A 26,418-nucleotide genomic window follows, 5' to 3' on the forward strand; every position below is an offset into this window, starting at 1 on the left:
GATCACTCCTTCGTGAATTGGTCGGTGTGGTGGGTGAGGGTTTCAAGAAGCTGTGCAAATTGCTGGCGCTGGGGAGGGCTGAGGCGCTCGAGGCGGCGCTCCATAGCGCTCATCAGAAGGGTGCGGCTTTCCTCCAATACCTCCCGGCCTCGAGCGGTCAACTCGAAGCGATAGCGTCGCAGGTCGGAAGGGTCGAGCGAGCGCACCAGCAAGCCCTCGGCCTCCAGGCGCTTGAGCATCTGCGAGACGGTGGGCGCGGGCAACTGCGTCAGACGCACCACCTCGGTGGGATGGTGGTGGTGCTCGATGCCTGCCAGCAGCCAGGGGTCGTTGGGGGCCAGCCCCAGGCGCTCGAGCTGCGGCAGGGTTTCGTCGCGCAGGTCCCGCATGAGCTTCCATATTCGAACGAGCACCATCCAAGACAGCACCTCGCCAGGTTACTTTCAAAATGAACTATTGTCAAGCCAAACCATTCATTTGGAAACGAATCGCTCCGCGGGAAAAGGGTAGTTGGGGTCGAAGGCCCGCCCGGCCAGGAGCTTGCGCTTTTGCAATAGACTGGCTGTGTGGAGGTGAGCGCAATGCGCATGGGCAAAGGCAAATACGAGGGCATCCAGGCTTGCGCCGATGAAAAGGGCATCATCGCCGCTGCGGCAATGGACCAGCGCGGTAGCCTGCGCAAGGCCATTGCCAAAGCCAAGGGTGGCGACGTGAGCGAGGCGGAACTGACCGAGTTCAAGATGGCCGTGACCAAGATCCTCACGCCCTACGCCTCGGCCATCCTCCTGGACCCCGAGTTCGGCCTGCCGGCCCTGAAGGTCAGGGCACCCGGAACCGGGGTGCTGCTGGCTTATGAGAAATCCGGCTACGACACCAGCAGCAAGGGCCGCCTGCCCGACCTGCTGCCCGAGTGGAGCGTGCGCCGCCTGGTGGAGGCCGGAGCCAACGCTATCAAGATCCTGCTGTATTACAACCCCTTCGACGAGGTCAGGATCAACGCCGTCAAACACGCCTTTATCGAGCGCGTGGGCGCGGAGTGTGCGGCGCTGGACGTGCCCTTCTTCCTCGAGCCCCTCGCCTACGACGATAGCGTTGGTGACGAGAAGAGCCTCGAGTTCGCCCGGGTCAAGCCTAAGTACGTCGCCAAGTACATGGAGGAGTTCTCCAAAGACCGCTACGGCGTGGACGTGCTCAAGGTCGAATTGCCTTTCAACATCGCCTATACCCAAGGAACCAGTGCCTTCAAGGGCGAGGCTGCGTACACCCGCGCCGAAGCCATCCAGCACCTCAAAGCCGCCGCCCAGGCCGCGGGGAAGCCCTTCATCTACCTCTCCGCCGGCGTATCCGACGCGGTGTTCCGGGAGTCGCTCGAGCTGGCCATCGAGGCCGACGTGCCTTTCAGCGGGGTGCTGTGCGGGCGCGCGACCTGGCAGGAGGGCATCCCCGTGTATGCCACCCAGGGCGTCCAGGCGCTGGAGGAGTGGCTCTCGGACCGCGGGGTCCGGAACATCCAGATGCTCAACGAGGTACTGGCCAAGGGCGCTAAGCCCTGGTGGACGCACTATGGAAGCCTGGAAGCCGTGCGCGGCTGAGGACTGCGGGGATTAGAGGTCAAGGGAAAGGCCGGGATCTGATCAATCCCGGCCTTTCCCGCCGCCATTGTGGTGGGCGATGTAGGATTTGAACCTACGACCCCACGCGTGTGAAGCGTGTGCTCTCCCGCTGAGCTAATCGCCCAAGCGTCCCCCAAAGTAGCATGGGCCTCACCGGCTGTCAACCTGCGGGTAGGACGTTTTACCCGGAGTCTGGCCATGATTGGGAACGTGAAGCAGGTAACGGAGGCTTAACGAGCCCCGCTCGCTTGACACTACCCAGGGCCTAATCTACACTCGAGTCGGGTACAGACGGAGGTCTATTGTGGTAGCTACTACTGTCACAACCACCACAACCACTGCGGTGACCGCTGACCCGACCGCTGTGGCTTTTGTTTGGACTGCACTGGTGGTTGTGGCGATGGTTATTTTGATGGTCTCCAAGGAGCTGGCTGCCGCTTCGGAGAGCCCCAGGGCCCGCAACTTTGCCCGTTTGACCAACGTGGGCCTGGTTCCCTTGGCTTTTGCCCTGTTCGGTATAGCGGTGGCGCGCTTTATCAGTTCCTCCTAAAGAACTGCCTGTATGCAAAGCGAACCCTGAGGTTCGCTTTTTTGTGTAGTGCAGCGAAAAAATCGGATGAAGCACGGGTACATGCGGCCCCCTAAACCGCTGGGGAGCCACTACACTGGAGGCTATGAAGCTTGACCAACAAAACCGCGACCTGCTGCTGGTGATGGTTTTGGCGGTCACGGTGGGTGCGTGGGTCGTGCTTTTTCCCGATGTGCAGTCTCCACTGCGGGTGGTGCTGGGTTTTCTAGCCATGCTGGCCCTACCGGGTTATGCACTGATGATAGTGCTCTTTCCCAGGCGATCAGACCTCGACTTTGCCGATCGCCTGATCCTGTGCCTGGGGTTGTCGGTGCCGGTGATCGTGTTGGTGGGGGTGATCCTCAACTACTCACCCTTCATGATCAGATCGGCCTCGGTAGCGGTGGGCATGACCATCGCCACCGTGCTGCTGGGGGGGATGGCCCTGTGGCGGCGCTCGAGGGTGCCCCTACCGGAGCGCTTCACCCCTGAGCTGCGGCCCAGCACCACTCAGGTAGCCTGGGTCGTCAGCTTTGCCCTGATGGCTTTTGTGGTGTACTGGGTGGCGCGGCCCAACGAGCGCTTTACCGAGTTTTACGTGCTGGGCCCTCAGGGAGGGCTGGAGAACTATGCCAGACAGCTGCGCCCGGGTGAAGCGTTTACCGTGACCCTGGTGCTGCGCAATTTCGAGCGCAGGCGCATGGAATACCGGCTTAGGGTGCCCTTCGATCCCGCCATCGGTGAGCTGCATACTCCGGTGATCGCCCACGAGGGAACCTGGGCGCGTACCCTTCGGCTGAAGGCTCCGGCGGGTTCGGGCCGGACCCAACTGAATTTCGAGCTGTACCGCCCAGGAGATTCCACGCCCTACCGCCAGCTTTACCTACGGGTAGATCTGGTGGGCAGTACCCAACCTTAGAAGGAGTAGCGCTGGTGGAGACTGTTGCCCTAAAACGCCCATTCTGGCCGGCATGGCTCTATTTCGCGGGGTTGGTGTTGGCGGAGTGGCTGGCCGCCGGAGCCAATCGGGGGCCGGGGATGTTGGTGCACACCCTGATCGTCTTGAGTGCCCTGATTCACGCCGCCTACCTGAGCGGACCGGCGGCCCGGATGCTGAGCGTGCTGGCTCTGGCCCCCATGGTGCGGGTGCTGGACCTGATGATGCCGCAGAGCTTCGTCGAAGCTATCTGGCGCTTCCCGCTGGTCAACTTTCCGCTCATCATCGCGGTCTTCATCACCATTCGCACCCTCAACCTGCGCCGCCAGGAGGTGGGGCTTCAGGTGGGCTTCCTCCCGGTGCAGCTTCTGATCGCCCTGAGCGGCCTGGTGGTGGGGATCATTGAGCACCGCATCATCCAGCCGCAGGCCCTGGTGGGGAGCCTCGAGTGGCCAGAAATCCTGTTGCCCATCGTGATCCTGATGGTCTTCACCGGCTTCAGCGAGGAGCTGATGTTCCGGGGCTTGCTGCAGCACATGATCATACCGGTGCTGGGGCCGCTGGGAGGCATCAGCTTCGTGGCGCTGATTTTCGGAGCCTTTCACTTCGGTTGGCAGTCCGCAGGGGACGTGCTCTTCGTGACCATCGTCGCCTGGGTTTGGGGCTGGCTGGCTTGGCGCACGCGCTCGATTCTGGGTGTCAGCCTCGCACACGGCCTGGCCAACGTTTGGTTGTTCGTGATCATGCCGCTGGCCTCGAGCCAATAGCGCGTGAAGCCCGACGTGACCGCTACGTTTTGCCTGCCCCTAATGTGTAACGCTGGGAGCCGGAGGCGCAAGCGCTAAACGCAAAGCACCTATGCTCCCCGGGACTTTAACGAGGGCTTCACGTGTGAGTGGGTAGGCTACATGGGTGAGGGTTTGGCCGATCCGATTGGTGGCATTGGCAGCTTTAGGAGACGGCGAATGGTATTGATCGACGCGACGCCGTTGCAATCGGAGCACCGGGTGCGCGGGGTGGGCAACTACCTGCTCGAGCTGCTCAGGGCCAGCGAGGAGCAGGGGATGAGGCCCCTGTATGTGGCCTCGAGCTGGGGGGGAGGGGGGAGCGCCCTCCCCGACTTCGTGCCCAAAGAGCGCCTCCTTACCGCACCCCGCCCCCACAAACCGGCCCAGGCGTACTGGATTTACAACGAGTTTTTCCTGCGCTACGCGCTGCTGCGCACGCGGCCCAGGGTTTTCTTCGCCCCCGACTTCAACGGGCTGGTGCTCAACCCCTTTGGCCGCACCGTGGCCACGCTCTACGACCTCACGCCCTTCAAGCTGGGCGACCTGGGCGATCCTTTCAGCGCCGCGCGCTGGCGCACCTACGCCCGCCGCCTCAAGCGGGCCGACCACCTCGTGGCGATCAGCTCGAGCGCCAAGCAGGACGCGGTACAGATCCTGAGCATCCCCCCCGAGCGCGTCACGGTCACGCCGCTGGCGGTTAACCACCAGCGCTTCAAGCCGAGCGTGGCAGAGGGGCGCTACGCTGGGGCTGGGCGCTACCTGCTGCACGGCGGGGCCTTCAACCCCAACAAGAACCAGGCCGGGCTGCTGCAGGCTTTCGCCCGCCTCGCGCCGCACCACCCCGGCCTCGAGCTGCGCTTCTTCGGCCCCTGGGCCCCCGAGCACCTGGAGTGGCTGGGGCGCGAGCGCCAAAGGCTGGGGCTGGACGAGCGGGTCAAGCACGTCGGCTACGTCGCCACCGAGGACCTGCCCAGCCTCTACGGCAACGCGGCCGCCTTCGTGTTCCCCTCGCTCGAGGAGGGCTTCGGGCTGCCGGTGCTCGAGGCCATGGCCTCAGGGGCCCCCGTAGTAACCTCGAACTGCTCTTCGCTGCCGGAGGCGGCGGGGGAGGCCGCCCTGCTGGTCGACCCCCGCGACCCCGAGGCCATCGCGGCCGCAGTGCGGCGGGTGCTCGAGGAGCCCGGCCTGGCGGAGCACCTGCGTGAGAAGGGCTACGCCCAGGCGGCCCGCTTCACCTGGGAGGCCACCGCCCGCAAGACCTGGGAGGTGCTGTTGGGGCAGGGGTGCAGCGAGGGCTGGGTGACCCAGCCCTGATGTAACCGCTAGGTAACGGCGCGTGTGGTTGGCTGGCGGTAGGCCGGAAGCCCGGCGCACGAGATTTTGGAGGGTGTTTGAATGGCAAAGCGAGCGTTGATCACGGGGATCACCGGGCAGGACGGGGCGTATCTGTCGAAGCTGTTGCTGGAGAAGGGCTACGAGGTGTACGGCACCTACCGCCGCAGCGCCAGCGTCAACCTGTGGCGGCTGGAGGAGCTGGGCATCGCCGGGGACGTGAGGCTGGTGGCTTTCGACCTGCTGGAGTACTCCAACATCCGCCGCACCCTGGAGAAGGTGCAGCCTGACGAGCTGTACAATCTGGCGGCCCAGAGCTTCGTGGCGCTGTCCTTCGAGCAGCCGCTCTACACCGCCGATGTCGACGCGCTGGGGGTGGGGCGCCTTCTCGAGTCCATCCGCGAGGTCAACCCCAAGATTCGCTTCTACCAGGCCTCCACCTCCGAGATGTTCGGCAAGGCGCAGGAGACGCCCCAGACCGAGCGGACCCCCTTCTACCCGCGCAGCCCCTACGGGGTGGCCAAGCTCTACGGGCACTGGATCACCGTCAACTACCGCGAGTCCTACGGGATGCACGCCTCCAGCGGCATCCTCTTCAACCACGAGAGCCCCCTGCGCGGGCAGGAGTTCGTGACCCGCAAGATCACCAGCTCGCTGGCGCGCATCCGCTACGGCCAGCAGGAGGTGCTCGAGCTAGGCAACCTCGACGCCCAGCGCGACTGGGGCTTCGCCGGGGATTACGTCGAGGGCATGTGGCGCATGTTGCAGCAGCCTGAGGCCGACGATTACGTGCTGGCCACGGGGGTCACCACCAAGGTGCGCACCTTTGTCGAGCACGCGGCCCGGGCCGCGGGCTTTGAGATCAGCTGGGAGGGGGAAGGGGTGGGTGAGGTGGGCCTCGACCAAAAGGGGCGGGTCATCGTGCGGGTCAATCCCGAGTACTACCGCCCTGCCGAGGTAGACCTGCTGCTGGGCAACCCGGCCAAAGCCCGGGCCAAACTGGGCTGGGAGCCCAAGGTGGACCTGGCGGGATTGGTGCGCATGATGGTCGAGAAGGACCTCCAGCGCGTGGCCAACGGCGGGCTGCGCGGGTAGAAGCGGTGCGGGTTGGCTTCTTCACCTACGGCATGGACCGCTCGCTGAGCGGGATTGGGCGTTACACGGTCGAACTCACCCGTGCCCTGAGGAAGCTCGAGCCCGGCCTCGAGGTCGTGCTGCTCAACCCCTATCCCCACTCCGAGCTGGGCTGGTACCGCGAGTTCGAGACCTATGCAGTGCCCAGCCTGGCCAGGGTGCCCCTTGCGGCGAGCCTGGGCAACCTGGTGTTGCACCAGGCGGCGCGGCGGCTGGGGCTCGACATCCTACACGACCCCTGTGGCATCGCACCCTTCCTGATGCCCTTTGCGGGATATCGGCGGGTGACCACCATTCATGACGCGGTTCCTCTGGCCACCCCCGACCTGCAACCCCTGGCCACGCGGCTGATCTTCCGCACCCTGGTGCCCTGGACCCGCTTCAGCGCCGATGCGGTGCTCACCGTGAGCCATCACGCGGCGGGCGACCTCGAGCGCCTGGCCGGGATCCCCAGGGCCAAGCTGCACGTGACCTACAACGGCGTCAACCCCCCGCCCCCCATGGGCGAGGCCGAGGTGCAGGGGGTGCTCGAGCGGCTGGGGATCGAACCCCCCTATTTCCTCTACGTGGGCAACCTGGTGGCCCGCAAGAACCTGCCGCGCCTGGTGCGGGCCTTCCGGCTGCTGCGCCAGGACATCCCTGAAGCGCGGCTGGTGATCGTGGGAGCTAAGCAGTGGAAGTCACACGAACTCTTTCGGCAGGACCTCACCCACGTGCTCGTCCTAGGCTACGTCTGTGACGATGATCTGCACGCTTTGTACTACGGAGCGCGGGCGCTGGCCTTTCCCTCGCTCTACGAGGGCTTCGGCATCCCCGCCATCGAGGCCATGGCCCACGGCACTCCAGTGCTCACTTCCAGCACCAGCTCGCTGCCCGAGGTGGTGGGCGAGGCGGCGCTGCTGGTGGATCCGACTTCGGTAGAGGCCCTCCGCGAGGGGCTGCGAAGGCTCTGGGAGGATACAGGGCTGAGGGAAAGCTTGAGGCAGAAGGGTCTCGAGCGAGCCCGGAGGTTCACCTGGGAAAAGACGGCGCGGGCCACGCTCGAGGTATATCGTCGTTTGATCGACGAGGGGGCGCCAAGCGCTTAGGCCGAATTCGGGCGATGCAGGCCCTGGAGCCCCGCAGCGATGGCTCCCTGGATGTCGGCCTCGAGGTGATCGCCGATCATCAGGGTCTCGTGGGGGGGAACGCCCAGCCGCTCGCAGGCGAGGTGGAAGATGCGGGGGTGGGGTTTGCGTACCGCTACATCGGGGTCGCCGGAGACCACGATGGCTTCGAACTCGCGCTCGAGGCCCACGCTGCGGATGGCGGCCCACTGCATGTCGGCGGGGCCGTTGGTGATGATGGCCTTGGGCAGGGGGGCAAAGTAGGCCAGCAATTCCCGAACCCCCGGCAGCAGCCGCACTTCCGCCGCGTAGCGTGCGGTGACCTCGGCGGCGAAGGCCTCGAGACCCGCCGGCACGGGGTAGCCGTGGGTCTCGAGCGCCCGTCGCAGCGCCAGGGCAAAAGTGACGTGCCCTTCCGCCCGGATCTCACGCTCATAGGTCGCCAGGAACGCCCGGTCGCCAGGGTCGATGCCCAGCTGGTCGCAGCAGAGCGCGGTGAGCCGAGCGAAGTCCCCCTCAAACTGCGCTAAAGTCCCGTCAAAGTCAAAGCAGATGGCTCGGATGCGCTTGGACACGGATGAGATCATACGGTAAGCGGGCGACTATCTGCGCCACCCCTCTCACGGTGTGCTAAGGCAGGGTGATAGGCTTTAATCAATGGAAACGGCGGTCATCAACCCCCCCAAGCCCACCCAGCCCGGGCAGCTGGTGGCCCAGGGCCTGGTCAAGCGCTACGGGCGCCGGGAGGTGGTGCGGGGGGTGGATTTGCAGCTTGCCCGCGGAGAGATCGTGGCCCTGTTCGGTCCTAACGGGGCGGGCAAGACCACCACGTTTTACATGGTGGTGGGGTTTATCCGCCCCAATAGCGGCAGCATCCGCCTGGGTGAGCGGGACATCACCCGGCTGCCCATGTACAAGCGGGCCCGCATGGGGGTGGGGTATCTGCCCCAGGAGCCCTCGGCCTTCCGTCGCATGACGGTGCTGGAGAACCTGCTGGCGGTGCTGGAGTTCCAGCCTATCTCCAAAGCCGAGCGTCTGGACCGGGCCATGGCCCTGCTCGACGAGCTGGGCATCACCGCGCTCAAGGACCTCTACGCCTACAAGCTCTCGGGGGGGCAGCGACGACGGCTCGAGATCGCCCGCGCGCTGTGCACCAACCCCGACTTCATCCTGCTCGACGAGCCCTTCACCGGTGTCGATCCCAAGAACGTCCACGACATCCAGAAGCTGATCTCCGAGCTGCGCGAGCGGCGCGGGGTGGGCATCTTCATCACCGACCACTCCGTGCGCGAAACCCTGGCCATCACCGACCGGGTCTACTTGATGTACGACGGCCAGATGACCTTCCACGGCTCCCCTGAAGACTTCGCCCGCGACTCGGGCGTGCGCTTGCACTACCTGGGCGACGAGTACGAGCTATGAAACCCTCTTCAGGGGGCCTCGAGAAGCCGGGGCGTCTGATACAATTGATATCTCCGAACTGCGCTCTTCCCTCCCACAGGCGAAAGCAAATTCAGAGCTGGTATTAGGCGGTACGGCATGACTTTAGCATCGATGCTCATTCTGCTGGTGCTGGTGTCGGGGGTAGTGGCCTACCTGGGCGACGTGATCGCCAAGCGGGTGGGTAAGCGACACTGGCGGCTTTTGGGGATGCGGCCCCGCACCACTGGGACCGTGATCGCGGTGGGTACGGGGGTGTTCATCTCGCTGAGCGCCTTTGCGGCCTTCTTCCTGCTGGTCCGCGATGCGCGCGAGGCCATTTGGCAAGCCGAGACCGTGCGGCAGGAGCGCAACCTGCTGCGCCGAGAGGTACAGCGCTACGCCCAGGACCTTCAGCGCCTCGACGAGGAGCGCCGGCGGGCCACCGAGCAGGCCAGCCGGTTTCAGGGCGAAGCCAACGAGCTGCGACGCGACGTCAACCAGTTGCGCGAGACGCTGGACAACCAGCAGAAGCTGCTGGCAGCCTCACGCGAGGAGCTCGAGGAAACCCAAAGCCGCCTGCGGAGGGTGCAAGGGGAGTTTGAGCTGGTCCAGAAAGAAAAGGCCGAATTACTGGCTACCAGGGATCGGCTTCTGCAGGCCATTCGTGAACAGCAGCGCAGGCTTGTCGAGCAGCAGGGCCAGCTTGCCCACCTGGAGAGGGAGCGCGCTACCCTCCAGGGCGTCGAGCGCCGCCTGCGAGAGCAGGTGGATCAGGTCCAGGAGCGGTTGAGTAGCCTGCAACAGGCTGCCAAGGCAGCCCAGGCCCGCCTGAGTACCCTCGAGCAGAGCGCCCGCCAGCTTTCCGAGGAAAAGAAGCGCTTGGAGGGAGATATCGCCCTGCTCAACGCCCAGCGCCAGGAGGCCCAGGGAGCGCTCAAGGAGCTGATGGAGGAGCGCAATCGCCTTCAGGAGGGCCTGGCGGCGGCCCAGAAGGAGCTGTTGACGGCTAAGGCCCGCTTCACCCAGGTCGAGGAGGAAAACGCCAAGCTGCGCAACAGCAGCCGCATCCTGCAGGGGGGCCTGGAGAAGCTGCTCGAGCAGGTATTGCTGGCCGAGCAGCCCTTGGTTCCGGGCAAGGAGCAGCAGGCCCTCGATGAGATCCGCCGGCGGGTGGACCTGCGGGCGAGGCTGCTGGGGTTGCGGGGTGCTGAAGTGGTGCAGCAGCTCAACCTGGGGTCCAATCTGCGCCCGGGGCTGCTCTTGGCCCGCCCGGTTGGGGTCAACCCCGACAGCAGCAAGTTGCAGATCCGCTTGGGATATCGCGCCCGCGAGCAACTCTTCGCCAAGGGCGAGGTGTTGGCGACGGGGGTGTTGGTGCTGCCCAGCAAGCCTGAGGACGTGCAGCGGCGGCTCGAGCGCATCCGCCAGGACGCCGAGGAACGCCTCGCCAACGCCGGTTGGATCCCCGAGAAGCTGGCGCTGGGGGCTTTCGACCTGGGCGAGCTCGCCGCCTTCAGCGCCTCGCTGGCCAGCAAGCGTGGGGGGGCTAAGGTGGCGGTGGTGGCCCTCGAGCCCCTCTACCCTACCGACCCGCCCAAGCTGGGCTTCAAGCTCATCAACTGAGCGACTGCACCGCCAAGCGCGCCGCGGCCAGGTCCCACAGCGCGTGCCCCACGCTTTTGAACAGCACCGGCCCCTGGGGGCGGGCCAGTTCCAGGGCGTCCTCGAGCGGCGTGACCTCGCTCCAATCCACCCCGGCCTGGATCAGGTCGCCGGCTTCGGCCCGGGCCCCCTCGAGCGTATCCACGAATATGCGGCAGCGCTGCACGAGGATGGGAGAGAGCTCGGCCATGTCGGAGCGGTAAGCGCCTACCGCCGCGATGAAGGCGTCCTCTCGCACCCCCTCGCCCAGCACCGGGGTGGGGCTGGTGGTGGCGCTGACGATTAGAAGAGCCTCGGAGGCGGCCTGAGCCACCTCAGGGGCGATGGTGGCTTCCATGCCCAGGCTCAGGGCGTGCTCGAGCAAGCGCCGGGCTGAATCCTCCGAGCGTGAGGCGATCGCCACCTTGCGGATACCCAGCCCGGCCCGGAAGGCCTCGAGGTGGCTGCGGCCCTGCACCCCTGCGCCGATTACCAGCAGCCTATCGTCGGGCCCAGGGGGCTTGGGCGCCAGCTTTTGCGCAGCCAGCAGGGATAGCGCGGCGGTGCGCCGGGCGGTCACCAGGGCGCCGTCTAGCTGGGCCAGGCGCTCGCCGGTGCGGGCGTTCATCACCACCAACTCCGCCCGCACGCTGGGCCGCTGCTGGGGATGGACCGTCACCAGCTTGGTGATGGCGATCTCCTGGTCGCTGGCGGGCATCAGCAGCAGGGTGCCGCCCTCGGGTAGGGGCATGACCAGCCGCTCGGGAGCCTGGGTCTTTCCGGCTTTGCGCTCGCGCAGCACGGCTTCTAAAGCCAGGGCCAATTCGGGGTAGGGGAGGGCGGCCTCGAGGTGCATTTGGAATTGGATTCTATCGTGGGGGGACTCAAAAATCAGGCGAAGGGCACTTAGCTCAGCCGCGCAAAAGCCTCGCGGTACTCCGCCTCGTTGAGCCCCCGCCCGATCACCACCAGACTCGATTTGCCGCTGCGGGGCCGGCCGGTGAGCTCCATGCCGAAGATCTCCCGCACCGCCTGGAACAGCACCTCCTCCTCGAAGCCCTGCACGCTCAAAAAGCCCTTGGCCCGGTAGAGGCGGTCGGGGCGGGAGATGATGTAGTTTTCGATGAACTCGTTGACCCGCTCGCGCTTGAGGGCTTTGGTGCTGGTCAGGGTGAAGGTGACCACGTCGGGGGTGTGGAGGTGCTGGTGGCCTTTGGGCTTCCACTCGGGATCGAAGGCCTTTAGCGCGAGCAGGCCGTTGGGCTCGACGCGGGCGTGGGCGCTTTCGCGCACCTCGGCCAGCGGGTTGATCTGGGCGATGACCTTTCGGGCTTCCTCGAGCTGCTCCGGCGTGGCGAGGTCGGTCTTGTTGAGGATCACGGCGTTGGCGTAGGCGAGCTGGATGGCGCCCTCGGGACCGTCGCGCAGGGTGCGCTCGAGGTTGCGCGCGTCGGCCACCCCCACGATGCCGTCGAGCTCGAACTTGGCGCGGGCGAAGGGATCGAGCACGGTCTGGGCTACGGGAACGGGGTCGGCCAGGCCGGAGAGCTCGATGAGGATGTGCTCGGGTGGGTTGGGCTTAGCCGCGATCTTGAACAGCGAGCTCATCAGGTCGTCGCGCCCCACGCAGCACAAGCAGCCGTTGGAGAGCTCGGCAATCCCGTCGGAGTCCACGCTCTCGATGAGCGCCCCGTCCACGCCGGTCTCGCCGAACTCGTTGACGATCACGCCGAAGCGCCGCACCCCGGAGTGGATGAGGTGGTTGACCAGCGTGGTTTTGCCGGCGCCGAGAAAGCCGCCGATGACGGTGACCGGAACACGGGTTTTGAACTTGACCATAGCTGCCCTCTCCCAGAGCTTAGCCTTCGCCCCGGCAGCGACCCTCGGGTAGATTACCTTTCGGGGCCACCGGCTCCCGGATTAGATGATAATGTATTCTCAACGATGAGGTGCCCATGAAGGTAGCCGATAAAACCGTGGTCAAGTTCGAATACGTCCTCCGCGTGGACGGGGAGATCGAGGACCGCACCCACGAGGGCGAGACCCAGACCGTCCTCATCGGCCACGCCCACGGCCTCCTGGCGGGCCTCGAGGCCGCCCTGCGGGGCCGGGAGGTGGGCAGCTTCGTCGTGAGCGTGCCCCCCGCCCAGGGCTACGGCGAGTACGACGCCTCGAAGTGCCTCGAGGTGCGCCGCGCCGAACTCCCCGCCGGCTTCGACCCCCAGCCCGGCGCCCTGCTCTACGCCGAGGACGAAGCCGGAAACCCCCTCTCCTACCGCGTCACTGCCGTCAACGGCGACCGCGTGACCCTCGACGCCAACCCCAAGTGGGCGGGGAAGACCCTCGAGTACACCGTCACCATCCACGCCGTGCGCGAGGCCGAGCCGGAAGAGCTCGCGCACAAGCACGTGCACGGGGAGGGTGGGGTGCGTCATTAAGTATCCCACGGGAAGCTTCGCCTCTCGAATCGGCTCAACGCCTGCTAGATCCTTCGCCAGCGCGTGCACAAACGCTTCGGGGAAAATCAGTGGGCGGGCACTTAAAATGGACCATATGCCTTCGGAAAGCACCGACAAACACAAAGAGATTGCTCACTCCAAAGGCCCGGTTTCCGTCGCTATCGTCACGGTCTCCGACACCCGTACCCCACAGACCGACACCAATTACCACTACCTCGAGCCCGAGATCACCGGCATGGGGCATAAGGTCGTGGGTTACCGCATCATCAAGGACGAGCCCCTACAGGTTGCGGAGGCGCTCGAGGAAATGGTGAAGAGCGGGGCTCAGATCATCATTTTCAACGGCGGAACCGGCATCGCCCCCCGTGACACCACCTACGACGTGCTCGCCCGCAAGATCGAGAAGCCCATGCCCGGCTTCGGCGAGCTCTTCCGTATGCTCTCCTACGCCGAGGTGGGGGCGGCGGCCATGCTCAGCCGGGCGATGGCTGGGGTGTACCACCGCCGGGTGGTCATCTGCACGCCGGGCTCGCCCAACGCGGTGCAGGTGGCCTGGAACAAACTGATCAAGCCCGAGCTCGAGCACCTGGCCTGGGAGGTGGCTCGATAGAAGGGTTTGGTGGTTGACGGTGGCTGTTCTGCTGGTAGCATAAGCCCATGACCCTCAAGGGCCAGGGTTCCGGCCCCCTGCCGCCTTTGCTCCAGCAGTACGTCGAACTCCGGGACGCCTACCCGGAGTACCTGCTGTTGTTTCAGGTCGGCGACTTCTACGAAACCTTCGGGGAGGACGCCGAGCGGTTGGCGCGGGCAGTGGGCATCGCGCTCACCCGCAAGACCAGCAAGGACTTCACCACGCCCATGGCCGGAATCCCCATCCGCTCGGTGGACGGCTACCTCGAGCGCCTGCTCAAGCTGGGCTTCCGCATCGCCGTGGCCGACCAGATGGAACTGGCCGAGGACGCCGAGGGGTTGGTGCGGCGCGAGGTGACCCAGCTGCTCACGCCCGGCACTCTGACCCAGGAAGCCCTGCTACGACCCGAGGCCAACTACCTGGCCGCGCTGGCTACGGGCGACGGCTACGGGCTGGCCTTGCTGGACGTGTCTACCGGGGAGTTCCGCGGTGCGGTGTTCTACGGAAAGAGCGGCGTCTGGGACGAACTATTTCGCTACCGCCCTGCCGAGGTGCTGTTGGCGCCGGAGCTCTATTGCAATCCCGGCTTTCTCGAGGAGTTTCAGCGACGCTTTCCGGTGATGCTCTCACCGGGGCGTTTCGAGGAGGAAGTGGCGGCTCAGGCCCTGCGGGCGCAGTTCGGGGCGCTGCCCACTGGGCTCGAGCACCCCGCGCTCTTGCGGGCGGCGGGGGCCGTGCTGAGCTATGCTCAGGCCACCCAAGGCGGAGCCCTGCCCCAGGTGCAAAGCTTCTTGCGCTACGACCCCAGCGCCTTTATGCAGATGAGCGAGGCCACGCTGCGCACGCTGGAGGTTTATGACCCCAGCCCGGTAGGGGAGAACAGCGAGGAGCGCACGCTGATGGGGGTGCTGGGCCTGACCCGCACCGCGCCGGGTCGGCGACTGCTGCGGGCTTGGCTGCGCCACCCGCTGGTGGAGGAGGGCCCCATCCAGGCCCGGCTGGACGCGGTAGAGGCGCTGGTGCGTGACGGGGTGCTGCGCGAGGCGGTGCGCAAGCTCCTCTACCGCATCCACGACCTCGAGCGCCTGGCCGGGCGCTTGGCGGCGGGGCGGGCCAACGCCCGCGACTTGTTGGCCCTGGCCCGCAGCCTGGAGCTCTTGCCGGAGCTGGCGGGGTTGCTGCGGGGCTCGAGCGCCCTGCTCAACCTCGCCGAGCGCTTGCCCAAGCTGGCCGAGGTGGCCGAGCGCATCCACGCCGCGCTGGTGGAGGAGGTGCCGCTCAAGCTCACCGAGGGTGGGCTGATCCGCGAAGGCTTCGACGCCGAACTCGACGCCCTGCGCCAGCGGGCCGAGGCCGCTCGAGCCTGGATCGCGGGCCTCGAGGCCCGCGAGCGCGAGCGCAGCGGGATTCCCCTCAAGGTGGGCTACAACCAGGTCTTCGGGTACTACCTCGAGGTCACCCGGCCCTACTACGCCCAGGTGCCCTCCGACTGGCGGGCCATCGCCACCCTCAAGGACCGCCAGCGCTACACCCGCCCCGACCTGCGCGAGAAGGAGCGCGAGATCCTGCTGGCCGAGTCGGAGGCCCGCAAGCGCGAGTACGCGGCCTTCCTCGAACTGCGCGAGTCGGTGGGGCGGGTTGCGCCGCTGGTGCGCGAAGCGGCGGGCGTGCTGGCCGAACTCGACGTGTACGCCGCGCTGGCCGAGGCTGCCGCCCAGTACGGCTACGTGCGGCCCCGCTTCAGTCCCGACGGGCGCCTGCACATCCGCGCGGGGCGGCACCCGGTGGTCGAGCGGGGCGGCGAGTTCATCCCCAACGACCTCGAGCTCTCCCCCGGCGAGCGCCTCTTGATCCTCACCGGCCCCAACATGGCCGGGAAGTCCACCTACCTGCGCCAGACCGCGCTCATCGCCCTGCTGGCCCAGATCGGCTCCTTCGTGCCCGCCGAGGAGGCGCTGCTGCCCCTCTTCGACCGCATCTACACCCGCATCGGGGCCTCGGACGACATCGCCGGGGGACGCAGCACCTTCATGGTCGAGATGGAGGAGCTCGCCCAGATCCTGCAGGGGGCCACCAGCCGCAGCCTGGTGCTGCTCGACGAGATCGGGCGTGGCACCAGCACCTACGATGGCCTCTCGCTGGCCTGGGCCGCTGCCGAATACCTGCACGACAGCGTGCGTTGCTATACCCTCTTCGCCACCCACTACTTCGAGCTCACCGCCCTGCCCGAACGCCTGAGCGGAGCCCGCAACTACCACGTCGCCGCACGGGAGGAGGCGGGCGGGCTGGTGTTTTACCACCAGGTGTTGCCGGGGCCGGCCTCGAGGAGCTACGGCCTGGAGGTCGCCAGGCTGGCGGGCCTGCCGCGCGAGGTGCTGAGCCGGGCGGCGATCTTGCTGGCGGGGCTCGAGGCCCAGGTAGGCGACGTGGGCCAGGAGGTGCTCGACGAGCTTTTGAACCTCGACCCCACCCGCCTCACCCCGCTGGAGGCGCTGCTTTTGCTCCAGCGCTGGCGCGATAAAGTGCAGAAGACGGTGGTGTCCAATGAGCTGGCGTGAATCCGTCGGTGGGGGTGGCCCGTGATCCGGCGCCTGCCCGAGGAGCTCGTGCGCGAGATCGCCGCGGGCGAGGTGGTCTCGGGGCCGGTGGACGTGGTGCGCGAACTGCTCGAGAACGCCCTCGACGCCGGGGCCACCCGCGTTCAGGTCGAGCTGGTCGGGGGGGGCCTCGAGCGCATCTGCGTCAGCGACAACGGTCAGGGGATTCCCCGCGAGCAGTTGCCGCTGGCCGTCGAAGCCCACGCCACCAGCAAGCTCAGCGACCTCAGCCGCATCGCCACGCTGGGCTTTCGGGGCGAGGGCCTGTGGGCCATCCGGCAGGCGGCCCGGCTGAAGATCACCTCCAGGCCCCCCGCCCAGTTCGGCGGGGCCACCCTCACCGCCTTTCTGGAGGAAATAGCGCTCAGCGAGCACCCTGCCCCACCCGGAACCCGCGTCGAGGTGAGTCGCCTATTCGAGCACCTCCCGGCGCGGCGCCGAGGCCTCGAGCCCCCCGCCGCCGAGGCTCGCAAGGTCGTTGGCCTGCTCTCACGCTACCTGCTGCACCGCCCAGGGCTATGGCTGCGCCTGCTGAGCGATGGCGAGGAGAAACTGGCCCACGCCGGGGGCAGCTTCCCCGAGGCGGCGCGGCTGGTGTGGGGCTCGGTGGTGGCCAACCGGCTGCTCGAGCTCGACTTCGCGGAGGCCCCCTTCCGGCTCACCGGCTTGCTCTCCCGCCCCGAGCTCTCGCGCCCGCGCCGCGACCGCTTGCTCCTGGCGGTCAACGGACGTCCGGTGGAGTGGCCCGAAGCCCTGCTCCAGACGGTGCTCTTGGCCTACAAGGAGCTGTTGCCCAGCGGGCAGTACCCGGTGGGGGTGCTGGGCCTCGAGCTCCCCCCCGAGGCCGTGCTGGTCAACACCACCCCCGACAAGTCGCGGGTGCGCCTGCTCGAGCCCGAGCCGGTTTTGGCCTTCGTGGCCCGAGCCATCCAAAGCCTGCTCAGCGCCCACCCGCTGGCCCGCGCCCTGCCCGACCCCACCCCCATCGCCGGTCCCACCCCCGTGCGGCGGGCCAGTTTTCCCCGCCTGCGCTTCGTGGGGGTCTTCCGCGGGCTCTACCTGCTGGCTGAGGCCGACGACGAGCTCTACGTCGTGGACCAGCACGCCGCCCACGAGCGCATCCTCTACGAGGAGCTCTCGCGCCGCTACCGCGAGGAGCCGCCCGTCGAATTCGAGTACCCCGAGCTGCTCAACCTCAGCCTGGGCGAGGAGATGGCCTATCAGGAGCGCTCCGAGGAGCTCGAGGCGGTGGGGCTGGTGCTCGAGCCCTTTGGCCCAGGCCGCTACCGCATCCGCAGCGTCCCCGCTTTTCTGGCCGGACACCCCACCCTCGTCCCCGAGGTGGTCAAGGGGACGCTCGCGGCCCACAGCTTCACCGAGGCCTGGCGCAGCGTCCTGGCTCGCCTGGCCTGCCTCCCCGCGATCAAGGCTGGGCACCCCATGGCCGAGGCCCCGGCCCAGGCCCTCCTCGACGCCTTGGCCCGCTGCGAGATGCCCTGGACCTGCCCCCACGGGCGCCCTACCGCCCTGGTGATGAGCGAACTCGAGCTCGCCCGCCGCTTCGGGCGCAGGGGCGTGCGGGCGGTGGAGCGGGTGAACGGGAAGCGCTAAGCCGTCGGCACAGGACGGAAGGCCCATGGCTGGTGGCCCGCGGCTCGCGGTGGACCCCACCCCGGCCCCCCTTGCTAAGGGGCGTTTCGCGTTTGGCGGCCTACGACCCACGCCCAGCTATCGGCTATCGACACGCTTGAGCATTCGCCCCCCAGCCATTAGCCTAGTCCAGATGCAGCGAGACGCCACCGCCAGACTGCTCATCACCTGCCCCGACCGCCCCGGCATCGTGGCGGCGGTTTCCAATTTCCTCTTCAACCACGGCGCCAACATCACCGCCCTCGACCAGCACTCCACCGATCCCGAGGGCGGCACCTTCTTCATGCGGCTGGAGTTCCAGACCCCCCACCTCGACGTGCCGCGCAGCGTGCTGGAGAGCGCTTTTGCCGAGCGGGTTGCCGCCCGCTTCGAGATGGACTGGCGCATCAGCTACGCCGCCGACCTCAAGAAGGTGGCGATCCTGGTCTCCAAGTACGACCACGCCCTCAACGAGCTCCTGTGGCGGCACTCCAACAAGGAGCTGCCCTGCGAGCTCACCCAGGTCATCTCCAACCACCCCAACCTGCGGGCCGAGGTCGAACGCTTTGGCATCCCCTACCACCACGTCCCGGTTAGCAAAGAGACCAAGGAACAGGCCGAAGCCGAAATCCTGCGACTGCTGGAGGGCTCGGACCTGGTGGTGCTGGCCCGCTACATGCAGATCCTCTCGCCCGGATTCGTGGCCCACTACCCCAACCGCATCATCAACATCCACCACTCCTTTCTCCCCGCCTTCGTCGGGGCCAACCCCTACAAGCAGGCCTACGAGCGGGGTGTGAAGCTGATCGGGGCCACTGCCCACTACGTCACCGAGGCCCTGGACGAGGGGCCCATCATCGAGCAGGACGTGGCGCGGGTTTCTCACCGCAACGACGTGGCCGAACTGGTGCGGCTGGGGCGCGACCTCGAGCGCACCGTGCTGGCGCGGGCGGTGCAGTGGCACCTCGAGGACCGCATCATCGTTCACGGCAACAAGACCGTGGTGTTTGCCTGAGGGCCTTCAAATAAAACGGTGATTTGCAATTGCCCGCATCGATCCGCGCTAGGATGAGGTGTTGACTCGAGCCGTGGAGCAGGGGTTTCGTACACGGCGCCTTCACGCCATCTTCACACCGGCTGCCTACGCTCAGAATCAGGAGGGATGAGCATGTCCTTGAAGACTTCTGCCGCGACCTTTGGGCTTCTCTCTGTGATCGCCGGAGGGGTGCTGTGGTGGGGGATGACCCGTAGCCAGACCCCCCCCACGACCACCGCACCCCAGGCCCAGGTGACACCGCTCAACGAAGCTCAGGGCTACCTGCAAAACGAACAGAACACCATCGAGGTGGTGCAAAACGCCGGCGACGGGGTGGTGTACGTAGCCACCCGCACCGTGCCACAGGTCAACCTCCAAGACGTGCCGGAATTCCTGCGCCCCTTCTTCGCCCAGCCGCAACCCCAGAGCGGGGTGGGTTCGGGCTTCGTCCTCGACAGCGAGGGGAACATCCTGACCAACTACCACGTCATCGAGGGGGCCAGCGAGATCACCATCAAGTTCCACAACGATCCCAAGGAGTACAAGGCCAAGGTCATCGGAACGGCTCCAGCGCTGGACATCGCCCTGGTCAAGGTGGAGGCGCCCGCCGCGCTGCTCAAGCCCATGAAACTGGGCGATTCCGATGCGCTCAAAGTGGGTCAGAAGGCCATCGCCATGGGTAACCCCTTCGGCCTCGAGTTCACCGTGACCGAGGGCATCGTCTCGGCCATCCGCAAGAACCCCGGCGCGGTGGGTAGCGGGGATGGCTTCGTGCCTAACGTGATTCAGACCGACGCCGCCATCAACCCCGGCAACTCCGGCGGGCCGCTGCTGAACTCCAAGGGCGAGGTCATCGGGATCAACACCGCCATCTACACCAGCTCCGGCCTCATCGGCGGTCAGCCCCAGTCGGCGGGGGTGGGCTTCGCCATCCCCATCAACATCGCCAAGCAGTACCTCCCCGACCTCAAGGCGGGCAAGACGCTCGATACCAATGCCCTCATCGCCTCGAGGCCCCGCCTTGGGGTGACGGTGTTCCCGGTCGCGGGGTTGCCCGACAACCTGCGGCAGCGCTACAACCTGCCCGAGACCGGCCTGATCGTCGGCAGCGTCGAGCCGGGCGGTCCGGCGGCCAAGGCGGGCTTGCGGGGTTCGCAAAGGACCATCTTCGTGCAGACCCCCGATGGTCGCGCCGAGGAGATCGGCATCGATGGCGACGTGCTGCTCGAGGCCGATGGTCGCTCCCTGAGGGATATCAACGACCTGCGGGCGGTGCTGGGCAGCAAGAAGGCAGGCGAGAGCATCACCCTCAAGGTCTGGCGCTCGGGAAGGACGCTGGAGGTCAGGGTCGCTCCGCAAATCGTTCCCTTGCCCAACCGCTGAAGCGCAGGCCCTACGCGGTGTTGTGACATTTGCACCCAATGCGCGTGATCAAATACCCGCCCTTGAGCCAAGGGCGGGTTCAAAATGCTAAGGTGATGAGCCTGGAGGCCCTCTGGCAGCAATCGTGGCAGGAGTTTTACGAAGCGGCGCTCAGGGAACTGCCCGGCTTCGTGCTGCAACGCTTGCAAAACCCTCCCACCGTCAGTGACCACGATGAGGCCATGTTCGACATCCGCGTGACGCTGTTGTTGTGGCCCATCGAGGGGCTCAACGGCTACGTCGATGCCCTCGACGGCTGGATCGCCCGGTGGAACCTGCAAGACCCCAGCAGCCAGGAGGCCGATACCTCGGTGTGGCCGCACGACATCCCCCCTCCTCCGCTCGAGCCGGTTGGGGTCTGGGAGGCGATGCTCCAGCGCGCCCTCGAGCCCGGCTTCACCGGCTTTGTGGCCGCCGGGGTGCTCAAGCTCATGGCCATGGCCCGTGTGGCCAGTCGCTACACGTCCCAGTAGTCGCCGGGATAGGTCATCCCCACGGCCTTGGCGAAGGTCTCCAACCCCAGGCGGTCGGGGGCCTCGAGGTGGTAGCGGAAGTTCCAGAGGTAGTGCTGCATCAGGCGCTCGGGCACGCCCAGCCGCTGGGCCTCGGTGCCCGCCACGGCGGCCAGGTTGCCCAGCCCCAGCGAACGCGCCGCCCGCAGTCGCCGCACGACCTCGGGGGGCGGGGGCTCTGAGCGCCGGGTGGCCCACACCGCAAACACGAAGGGCAGCCGGGTGCGCTCGTACCAGCGCATCGAGAGGTCGCTGACCCACAGGGGTGAGCCCTGCGGCCCGCTGAACTCGCGTGGGACCTGGTGGACCGACTCGGGGATGTGCCTCAGCAAGCCCGCGTAGGTGGCGATGGCCCGGTCGCCAATGAGGAGCACCCCGTCGTAGCGCTCCAGCAGTTCCAGGCCCCCTTGCTCGCGGGTGTACTCGGGGCTCAAGCCGTCGGACTCGAGCAGGTATTGCAGCAGCCGCACGCTGGTGGCGCTCTCGGTGGTGAGGGCGATGCGCCGCAGCGCCTGCCAGGGCCGGGTGTGAAAGAGGTTGACCGAGTACACCGGCCCCAAGTCGGCTATGGAAAAGTCGGGCAGGGGACGCAGCTTTTCGGCGTTGGCGAGGTAGAAGTAGGAGGAAACGAGGCTCAGGTCCACGCTGCCCTCGAGCAGCCAGCGGTTGAGTTCGGTGGGCACGCCGTAGCGGAAGGCGATCCCGTCGCCTTCCTCGAGGAAGTGGTACAGGGGGGCGCTGTTGGCGTAGCGGGGCACGCCGAGCACGTAGTCGGGCATGGGGACTCCGAGGCGGCTCAGGCGCGGGCCTTGGCTAGGGCCTTGGCCTTCTCGGGCACCAGCGGGAGCTGGTTCCACACCTTGACCACGTTGTAGAAGGCGTCGCGCTCGACCGGCACCCGCCCGGCGCTCTGGATCATCTCCACCATCTTCTGTTTTGACAGGCCCAGCGGGGAAGTGGCCCCGGCGGCGTGGGCGATGTGCTCGTCGATGATGGTGCCGTCGATGTCGGAGACGCCCCAGTCGAGCGAGACCTGCACCAAGTCGGAGGAGATCATCACCCAATAGCCCTTGATGTGGTCGAAGTTGTCGAGGTAGATGCGGGCGACGGCCAGGTTGCGCAGGTCGTCGAGGCCGGTGGTGAACTCCCTCTTGCCCAGGCTCTTGGCGAGGTCGTTGGCGTCGGGCTGGAAGGCCAGGGGGATGAAGGAGTGAAAGCCGCCGGTCTCGTCCTGTAGCTTGCGCAGGCGGTCCATGTGGTCGAGGCGCTCCTCGAGCGTTTCGATGTGCCCGTAGAGCATGGTGGCGTTGGTGCGGATGCCCAGGGAGTGGGCTTCGCGGTGGATCTGCAGCCACTTCTCGGCCTTGACCTTGTTCTTGGCGATCTGGCGGCGCACCCGGTCGGCGAAGATCTCGGCGCCCCCGCCCGGCAGCGCGGCCAGCCCGGCCTCCTTCAGCTCGCGCAGCACCTCGAGGGTGGGTTTTTTGGAAATCTTCGACAGATGCTCGATCTCGGCGGCGGTGAAGGCCTTGACCTGCAGGGTGGGGAAGGCTGCGCGCAGCTTGCTCACCATCTCGAGGTAATAGCTCCAGGGCCGGTTGGGGTGATGCCCGCTGGACATGTGCAACTCGGTGATGCCCGGTTCCCACTTCTCGCGTACTTTCTCCACCACCACGTCGGGGTCGTAGTCCCAGGCGCGGGGATCGCCCTTGCGGGCGGCGAAGGCGCAGAAGGTGCAGCCAACGTAGCAGATGTTGGTGAACTCCAGCCGCAGCGAGTGCACGAAGAAGGTCTTGTCGCCGTGCTTGCGCTCGCGCACCAGGTTGGCCAGCCGCATCAGGGTGTTGAGGTCGGGGGTGTGGTAGAGTAGCATCCCCTCCTCGAAGCTCAGCCGCTCACCCCGCTCGACCTTCTCCACGACGGGGAGCAGCTTGGGGTCACGTACCCGGTTCATCGAACCTCATCCTAGCACCCCCAAATCGTGAAACTTGGTACGTGGGTTACTTAGCGTGGACTACGCAAAGCGCCTTAGATCCTGACCCCTTCTCAGCCTTCTGAAACCGCCACCTGCGGCCCCAGCGTCGAGGAGCGCTCGATGAGCTGGGGTTCGAAGCGCACCTGGCGTGGCTCGAAGCGGCGGTTTTGCAGGCGCTCGAGCAGCAATTGCGCAGCCCTGGCCCCCATGGCCTCGACCGGCTGCGCCAGCGTCGAGAGGCCGTATTGTGCGGTCCAGGGCTGCCCGTCGAAGCCCAGCAAGCGCAGGTCTTGGCCCAGCCTGAGCCCCAGCCGCTCGGCCTCCTCCATCACTCCCAAAGCGATCAGGTCGGCCCCGGCGAAGATGTTGAGGGGAGGGCTATAGTGGCGCAGGAAGCTCTGCAGGGCCAGGCGCCCCCCCTCGGCGGAGAGGCGGGTGTGGAAGATCTGGTCGGGGTTCACCGTCTTTTGGGCCAGCTCGGCCCCCTGCTGAAAGCCGGCCCGGCGCTCGGCGAAGACGGTGTGACTGAAGGCGCGGTCGATGTCCTCTTCCACGGTGATGAAGAAGAGTTCTCCGGGGAAGCGCGAGAGGTATTCAGCGGCCAACCTCCCGCCCAGGAAATTGTCCATGAACACCGAATCGTAGTTGGGGTTGCGCGCATCGACGAGGACCACGGGCCGATCGGTGGGGAACTGCCCCCCGGCGAAGTGCTCGGTGAGGTCGTAGGAGGCCACGATGAGGCCGTCGGTCTGGTAGGCCAGGGTACCCGAGCGCAGGTAGCGCTCCAGGCGCTTGGGGGTGAGGAGGGGGAAGAGTGCGAGGTCGTAGCGCTCCTCGCAGAGTGTGGCCTCGAGGCCCTCGATCAGGCGGATGTAGAACTCCGTCGCCACGAAGGGCAGCAGCACCGAAACCGTGTAGCTGCGTCCCCCGGCCACCCGCCGGGCATGGGGGTTGGGCGCGTAGCCCAGGCGCTCCATGGCCTGTTGCACCCGGGCGCGGGTCTCGGCCCGCACCGAGGGATGGTTGTTGATTACCCGGCTCACCGTGCCGATCCCGACCCCGGCCATGTGGGCTACTTCGTGTATGGTGGGTTTGCGTTTGGTGCCCGTCACTTTAGAAACCCCTGCCCAGGTTTTAGGGCTAGCTCACGCAGTTTATACTAGCACACCGCCTTTGGCCTACGCCTTGTAGAACGGATAAATTTGGGGAATGGACGCGCTACTGGTTGGGCTCGCCTACCTCATCGGTTCCGTACCCTTTGGCATTGTGGCCGGTAAGCTGCGCGGGGTAGACCTGACCCAGCGCGACGTTCCTGGCGCCTCGGGTACCTTCCGCCAGCTAGGCCCTGCCTGGGGCCTGGCGGTGGCGCTACTGGACATCCTCAAGGGTATGCTGGTGGCCTACCTGAGCACTTTTGCCCACGCTCCCTGGGCCTTGCCGCTGATGGCTACCGCGCTGGTAACCGGGCACAACTGGCCGCTCTACTTCGGCTTCCGGGGCGGCGGCGGGATCGCACCCACCGTCGGTTTTTTCCTGTGGCTGCTCCCGCAGCTCACCCTCACGTCCGTGGCCCTCGGGCTGGGGGTGGCCGCCCTGTACTGGCAGCTCTATTGGAAGCGCGCCCGCCGCGGTGTGTACCCCATCCCGGCGGGGGCCGTGGTGGGCTATCTCTACGCGCTCTTCGCCCTGTGGGGTAAGCCCCAAGCCTTCTGGGCTTTGCTGCTGGTGAGCGCGGTGGTGGCGCTTCGGGGGGTGAGGATGAGCCAGGGGAAGTGGTGAGGTAGGACGCAAAGCGCAAGATGCAAGGGCTGGGTGTTGGAGCTTCCTGCTGTAGGCCCAGACGATCTCCCGATAGGGAATGGAATGCCCCGCTGGAGGTATCATGCTGGTGATGGAGACCTACCTCCAACTCCTGCGGCACGTCCTCGAGCACGGCACCCTCAAGTCCGACCGCACCGGCACCGGCACCAAGTCGGTGTTCGGCTACCAGATGCGCTTCGATTTGAGCGCGGGCTTCCCGCTGGTGACGACCAAGAAGCTGCACGTGAAGTCGATCATCCACGAGCTCTTGTGGTTCTTGCGCGGGGACACCAACATCGCCTACCTCAAGGCCAACGGGGTGAGCATCTGGGATGAGTGGAGCGATCCTGAGGGCAATTTGGGGCCTATCTACGGCAAGCAGTGGCGGAGCTGGGAGGGGGCGGACGGGCGGACCTACGACCAGATCGCCTGGGTGGTCGAGGAGATTCGGCGCAACCCCGACTCCCGGCGCCTGGTGGTGAGCGCTTGGAACGTGGCCGACCTGCCCAAAATGGCCCTGGCCCCCTGCCACACCCTCTTCCAGTTCTACGTCGCTGGCGGCAGGCTCTCCTGCCAGCTCTACCAGCGCAGCGCCGATGTGTTCCTGGGCCTGCCCTTCAACATCGCCTCCTACGCCCTGCTCACCCTCATGATCGCCCAGGTCACGGACCTCAAGCCCGGTGAGTTCGTGCACACCCTGGGCGACGCCCACCTCTACCTCAACCACCTCGAGCAGGCCCAGCTCCAGCTCACCCGCTCCCCGCGCCCGCTGCCGCAGATGCTCCTCAACCCCGAGCGCAAGCGGCTCGAGGACTTCGTCTACGAGGACTTCACCCTCGTCGGCTACGACCCGCACCCCCCCATCAAAGCGCCCGTAGCGGTGTAGTGTGCTCTCGCTCGTCGTCGCCATGGCCGAAAACCGGGTTATAGGTCGGGGCAACGCTTTGCCCTGGCGACTGCCGGGCGACCTCAAGCGCTTCCGGCGGCTTACCATGGGCCACCCGGTCATCATGGGCCGCAAGACCTACGAGTCCATCGGCAAGCCCCTGCCGGGCCGAACCAACATCGTCGTCACCCGCACGCCTGGCTACTCGGCCCCTGGCTGCACGGTGGTGGGCTCGCTCGAGGCCGCCCTGAAGGCCGCGGATGGCGCCCCTCACCAGCCTCCCGAGCACCGCGAGACCTTTGTGATCGGCGGGGCCGAGCTCTATGCTCAGGCTCTGCCGCTGGCCCGACGTATCCACCTCACCCTCGTCCATGCCGAGCTCGAGGGCGACGCCTTTTTCCCCGAGTTTGACCTGGGTGAGTGGCGGGAGCTGTCCCGCGAGTGCCACGAGGCCGACGGGCAGCACCCTTACGCGTACAGCTTCGTCACGCTGGAGCGTTTTTGAGTGTCGTACGTCGGCTCACGGCTGACGGTTGAGGCCTTGAGGCTGCCCAGCAGGATTTCTCCTGCTGCCAGGCGGTCTGCTTGAATCCGGCGTGAGCTCGTGCAGGCGCCCCGGGGTCGGGCCCACCTCGTGGATGAAGCGGCCTTTGGAGGGGGTGGGAGAAGAGGCGGAGGTCACGGGCCAGGTTCGGGGCCTTTGGGTGGTTACCGCCGAGGTAGAGGGCGGCGAGGATGGCGAGGGTAAGGATGCCGCTAGAGGGGACTTTGGTCTGGGGGTCATCCCAGGGCAAGGGATAGGTGGCAACTTGGGTTAGAATAGTTCCCACGGAGGCAAGCGGTATGAAGGCCAGGTGGCTCCTAGGCGTCCTAGCAGTCCTAGCCCTTCTCTTTGCCAGGTGTATCCTCACAGTTACCCAAGGCTCCGGC

At 66.5% G+C, this 26,418-nt stretch carries 26 protein-coding genes, 1 tRNA gene and 1 pseudogene; 19 read left to right on the top strand and 9 right to left on the bottom strand.

The window, feature by feature from the left end; all coding sequences use genetic code 11:
• Positions 1–2 precede the first annotated feature (2 nt).
• Complete coding sequence (locus B047_RS0113535) at positions 3–428, bottom strand: MarR family winged helix-turn-helix transcriptional regulator (RefSeq protein WP_245533749.1); 426 nt, start codon at positions 426–428, stop codon at positions 3–5.
• Positions 429–566: 138 nt separating this feature from the next.
• On the opposite strand from B047_RS0113535, the gene B047_RS0113540 reads away from it, so the two are divergent.
• Positions 567–1,592 (top strand): tagatose 1,6-diphosphate aldolase, encoded by a 1,026-nt coding sequence (locus B047_RS0113540; protein WP_018467511.1) that lies wholly within the window; start codon positions 567–569, stop codon positions 1,590–1,592.
• Positions 1,593–1,662: 70 nt separating this feature from the next.
• Here the strand turns inward: B047_RS0113540 and B047_RS0113545 are convergent.
• Positions 1,663–1,737 (bottom strand) — tRNA-Val (locus B047_RS0113545).
• 270 nt (positions 1,738–2,007) lie between these two features.
• Here B047_RS0113545 and B047_RS17990 point away from each other — a divergent pair.
• The 6 genes from B047_RS17990 (at position 2,008) to B047_RS0113575 (ending at position 7,460) form a co-directional block, all read left to right on the top strand.
• A complete protein-coding gene (locus B047_RS17990; protein WP_157205934.1) occupies positions 2,008–2,163 on the top strand; it encodes a hypothetical protein in 156 nt (51 codons plus the stop codon).
• Between the two features lie 124 nt (positions 2,164–2,287).
• On the top strand, positions 2,288–3,100 hold the full coding sequence (locus B047_RS0113555) for a DUF1616 domain-containing protein (protein ID WP_018467513.1): 813 nt from the start codon (positions 2,288–2,290) through the stop codon (positions 3,098–3,100).
• A 14-nt stretch (positions 3,101–3,114) separates the two neighbouring features.
• Positions 3,115–3,885: a CPBP family intramembrane glutamic endopeptidase gene (locus B047_RS0113560; RefSeq protein ID WP_157205935.1), complete on the top strand. Its 771-nt coding sequence runs from the start codon at positions 3,115–3,117 to the stop codon at positions 3,883–3,885.
• Positions 3,886–4,083: 198 nt separating this feature from the next.
• Entirely contained in the window at positions 4,084–5,220 is a 1,137-nt protein-coding gene (locus tag B047_RS0113565) for a glycosyltransferase family 4 protein (protein WP_018467515.1), read from the top strand.
• 81 nt (positions 5,221–5,301) lie between these two features.
• Entirely contained in the window at positions 5,302–6,333 is a 1,032-nt protein-coding gene (gmd, locus tag B047_RS0113570; protein ID WP_018467516.1) for a GDP-mannose 4,6-dehydratase, read from the top strand.
• A 5-nt stretch (positions 6,334–6,338) separates the two neighbouring features.
• A complete protein-coding gene (locus tag B047_RS0113575) occupies positions 6,339–7,460 on the top strand; it encodes a glycosyltransferase family 4 protein (protein WP_018467517.1) in 1,122 nt (373 codons plus the stop codon).
• Here B047_RS0113575 and B047_RS17290 read toward each other — a convergent pair.
• Complete coding sequence (locus B047_RS17290) at positions 7,457–8,053, bottom strand: HAD family hydrolase (RefSeq protein WP_018467518.1); 597 nt, start codon at positions 8,051–8,053, stop codon at positions 7,457–7,459. The genes B047_RS0113575 and B047_RS17290 overlap by 4 nt on opposite strands.
• Positions 8,054–8,135: 82 nt before the next feature.
• Here B047_RS17290 and lptB point away from each other — a divergent pair, with 82 nt between their 5' ends.
• Positions 8,136–8,900 (top strand): LPS export ABC transporter ATP-binding protein, encoded by a 765-nt coding sequence (gene lptB / locus B047_RS0113585; protein WP_018467519.1) that lies wholly within the window; start codon positions 8,136–8,138, stop codon positions 8,898–8,900.
• Between the two features lie 117 nt (positions 8,901–9,017).
• Positions 9,018–10,523 carry a DUF3084 domain-containing protein gene (locus B047_RS17295; protein WP_026234892.1) on the top strand — a complete coding sequence of 502 codons (1,506 nt, stop codon included), beginning with the start codon at positions 9,018–9,020 and terminating at the stop codon, positions 10,521–10,523.
• On the opposite strand, the gene B047_RS0113595 is transcribed toward B047_RS17295, so the two are convergent.
• Positions 10,516–11,397, bottom strand: coding sequence for a delta(1)-pyrroline-2-carboxylate reductase family protein (locus B047_RS0113595; RefSeq protein ID WP_018467521.1), 882 nt, complete (start codon positions 11,395–11,397; stop codon positions 10,516–10,518). The genes B047_RS17295 and B047_RS0113595 overlap by 8 nt on opposite strands.
• Positions 11,398–11,447: 50 nt before the next feature.
• The gene (locus B047_RS0113600) at positions 11,448–12,380 is read right to left on the bottom strand and encodes a CobW family GTP-binding protein (RefSeq protein ID WP_018467522.1); all 933 of its coding nucleotides are present in this window, start codon (positions 12,378–12,380) and stop codon (positions 11,448–11,450) included.
• Between the two features lie 116 nt (positions 12,381–12,496).
• Here B047_RS0113600 and B047_RS0113605 point away from each other — a divergent pair, with 116 nt between their 5' ends.
• The 7 genes from B047_RS0113605 to B047_RS0113635 all read left to right on the top strand — a co-directional run bounded on the left by B047_RS0113605 (position 12,497) and on the right by B047_RS0113635 (position 20,788).
• On the top strand, positions 12,497–12,979 hold the full coding sequence (locus B047_RS0113605) for an FKBP-type peptidyl-prolyl cis-trans isomerase (RefSeq protein ID WP_018467523.1): 483 nt from the start codon (positions 12,497–12,499) through the stop codon (positions 12,977–12,979).
• 115 nt (positions 12,980–13,094) lie between these two features.
• Positions 13,095–13,610, top strand: a complete 516-nt coding sequence (locus B047_RS0113610) for a MogA/MoaB family molybdenum cofactor biosynthesis protein (RefSeq protein WP_018467524.1) — start codon at positions 13,095–13,097, stop codon at positions 13,608–13,610.
• Positions 13,611–13,657: 47 nt separating this feature from the next.
• On the top strand, positions 13,658–16,189 hold the full coding sequence (gene mutS, locus B047_RS0113615; RefSeq protein ID WP_018467525.1) for a DNA mismatch repair protein MutS: 2,532 nt from the start codon (positions 13,658–13,660) through the stop codon (positions 16,187–16,189).
• Positions 16,190–16,210: 21 nt separating this feature from the next.
• On the top strand, positions 16,211–17,839 hold the full coding sequence (gene mutL / locus B047_RS0113620; protein WP_018467526.1) for a DNA mismatch repair endonuclease MutL: 1,629 nt from the start codon (positions 16,211–16,213) through the stop codon (positions 17,837–17,839).
• A gap of 172 nt (positions 17,840–18,011) precedes the next feature.
• Positions 18,012–18,872 carry a formyltetrahydrofolate deformylase gene (gene purU / locus B047_RS0113625; protein ID WP_018467527.1) on the top strand — a complete coding sequence of 287 codons (861 nt, stop codon included), beginning with the start codon at positions 18,012–18,014 and terminating at the stop codon, positions 18,870–18,872.
• A 153-nt stretch (positions 18,873–19,025) separates the two neighbouring features.
• Complete coding sequence (locus B047_RS0113630; RefSeq protein WP_026234893.1) at positions 19,026–20,276, top strand: S1C family serine protease; 1,251 nt, start codon at positions 19,026–19,028, stop codon at positions 20,274–20,276.
• A gap of 95 nt (positions 20,277–20,371) precedes the next feature.
• Positions 20,372–20,788, top strand: coding sequence for a hypothetical protein (locus B047_RS0113635; protein WP_018467529.1), 417 nt, complete (start codon positions 20,372–20,374; stop codon positions 20,786–20,788).
• Here B047_RS0113635 and B047_RS0113640 read toward each other — a convergent pair.
• From B047_RS0113640 to B047_RS0113650, 3 genes are all read right to left on the bottom strand, one after another.
• Entirely contained in the window at positions 20,773–21,606 is an 834-nt protein-coding gene (locus B047_RS0113640; RefSeq protein WP_018467530.1) for a menaquinone biosynthetic enzyme MqnA/MqnD family protein, read from the bottom strand. The genes B047_RS0113635 and B047_RS0113640 overlap by 16 nt on opposite strands.
• Before the next feature lie 17 nt (positions 21,607–21,623).
• Complete coding sequence (mqnE, locus tag B047_RS0113645) at positions 21,624–22,781, bottom strand: aminofutalosine synthase MqnE (RefSeq protein WP_018467531.1); 1,158 nt, start codon at positions 22,779–22,781, stop codon at positions 21,624–21,626.
• A gap of 92 nt (positions 22,782–22,873) precedes the next feature.
• A complete protein-coding gene (locus B047_RS0113650) occupies positions 22,874–23,914 on the bottom strand; it encodes a LacI family DNA-binding transcriptional regulator (RefSeq protein ID WP_018467532.1) in 1,041 nt (346 codons plus the stop codon).
• A 97-nt stretch (positions 23,915–24,011) separates the two neighbouring features.
• Here B047_RS0113650 and B047_RS0113655 point away from each other — a divergent pair, with 97 nt between their 5' ends.
• The 3 genes from B047_RS0113655 (at position 24,012) to B047_RS0113665 (ending at position 25,993) form a co-directional block, all read left to right on the top strand.
• Positions 24,012–24,581: a glycerol-3-phosphate acyltransferase gene (locus tag B047_RS0113655; protein WP_018467533.1), complete on the top strand. Its 570-nt coding sequence runs from the start codon at positions 24,012–24,014 to the stop codon at positions 24,579–24,581.
• A gap of 103 nt (positions 24,582–24,684) precedes the next feature.
• The gene (locus B047_RS0113660) at positions 24,685–25,488 is read left to right on the top strand and encodes a thymidylate synthase (RefSeq protein ID WP_476695746.1); all 804 of its coding nucleotides are present in this window, start codon (positions 24,685–24,687) and stop codon (positions 25,486–25,488) included.
• Between the two features lies 1 nt (position 25,489).
• Complete coding sequence (locus B047_RS0113665) at positions 25,490–25,993, top strand: dihydrofolate reductase (protein WP_018467535.1); 504 nt, start codon at positions 25,490–25,492, stop codon at positions 25,991–25,993.
• 87 nt (positions 25,994–26,080) lie between these two features.
• Here B047_RS0113665 and B047_RS18770 read toward each other — a convergent pair.
• Positions 26,081–26,273, bottom strand: a pseudogene (locus B047_RS18770) (hypothetical protein); the annotation flags it as partial.
• Positions 26,274–26,418 lie beyond the last annotated feature (145 nt).

Origin of the sequence: Calidithermus timidus DSM 17022 (genome assembly GCF_000373205.1) — a bacterium.
Lineage (GTDB): Bacteria > Deinococcota > Deinococci > Deinococcales > Thermaceae > Calidithermus > Calidithermus timidus.

Bases quoted from the DNA above. Each gene is read 5' to 3' on its own strand.
- B047_RS0113635 (WP_018467529.1), top strand. From the start codon at position 20,372: ATGAGCCTGGAGGCCCTCTGGCAGCAATCGTGGCAGGAGTTTTACGAA.
- B047_RS0113555 (WP_018467513.1), top strand. From the start codon at position 2,288: ATGAAGCTTGACCAACAAAACCGCGACCTGCTGCTGGTGATGGTTTTG.
- B047_RS0113610 (WP_018467524.1), top strand. From the start codon at position 13,095: ATGCCTTCGGAAAGCACCGACAAACACAAAGAGATTGCTCACTCCAAA.
- B047_RS0113660 (WP_476695746.1), top strand. From the start codon at position 24,685: ATGCTGGTGATGGAGACCTACCTCCAACTCCTGCGGCACGTCCTCGAG.
- lptB (WP_018467519.1), top strand. From the start codon at position 8,136: ATGGAAACGGCGGTCATCAACCCCCCCAAGCCCACCCAGCCCGGGCAG.
- B047_RS0113630 (WP_026234893.1), top strand. From the start codon at position 19,026: ATGTCCTTGAAGACTTCTGCCGCGACCTTTGGGCTTCTCTCTGTGATC.
- B047_RS17295 (WP_026234892.1), top strand. From the start codon at position 9,018: ATGACTTTAGCATCGATGCTCATTCTGCTGGTGCTGGTGTCGGGGGTA.
- B047_RS0113600 (WP_018467522.1), bottom strand. From the start codon at position 12,380: ATGGTCAAGTTCAAAACCCGTGTTCCGGTCACCGTCATCGGCGGCTTT.
- B047_RS0113605 (WP_018467523.1), top strand. From the start codon at position 12,497: ATGAAGGTAGCCGATAAAACCGTGGTCAAGTTCGAATACGTCCTCCGC.
- purU (WP_018467527.1), top strand. From the start codon at position 18,012: ATGCAGCGAGACGCCACCGCCAGACTGCTCATCACCTGCCCCGACCGC.
- B047_RS0113640 (WP_018467530.1), bottom strand. From the start codon at position 21,606: ATGCCCGACTACGTGCTCGGCGTGCCCCGCTACGCCAACAGCGCCCCC.
- gmd (WP_018467516.1), top strand. From the start codon at position 5,302: ATGGCAAAGCGAGCGTTGATCACGGGGATCACCGGGCAGGACGGGGCG.
- B047_RS0113595 (WP_018467521.1), bottom strand. From the start codon at position 11,397: ATGCACCTCGAGGCCGCCCTCCCCTACCCCGAATTGGCCCTGGCTTTA.
- B047_RS0113565 (WP_018467515.1), top strand. From the start codon at position 4,084: ATGGTATTGATCGACGCGACGCCGTTGCAATCGGAGCACCGGGTGCGC.
- B047_RS0113655 (WP_018467533.1), top strand. From the start codon at position 24,012: ATGGACGCGCTACTGGTTGGGCTCGCCTACCTCATCGGTTCCGTACCC.
- mutS (WP_018467525.1), top strand. From the start codon at position 13,658: ATGACCCTCAAGGGCCAGGGTTCCGGCCCCCTGCCGCCTTTGCTCCAG.
- mqnE (WP_018467531.1), bottom strand. From the start codon at position 22,781: ATGAACCGGGTACGTGACCCCAAGCTGCTCCCCGTCGTGGAGAAGGTC.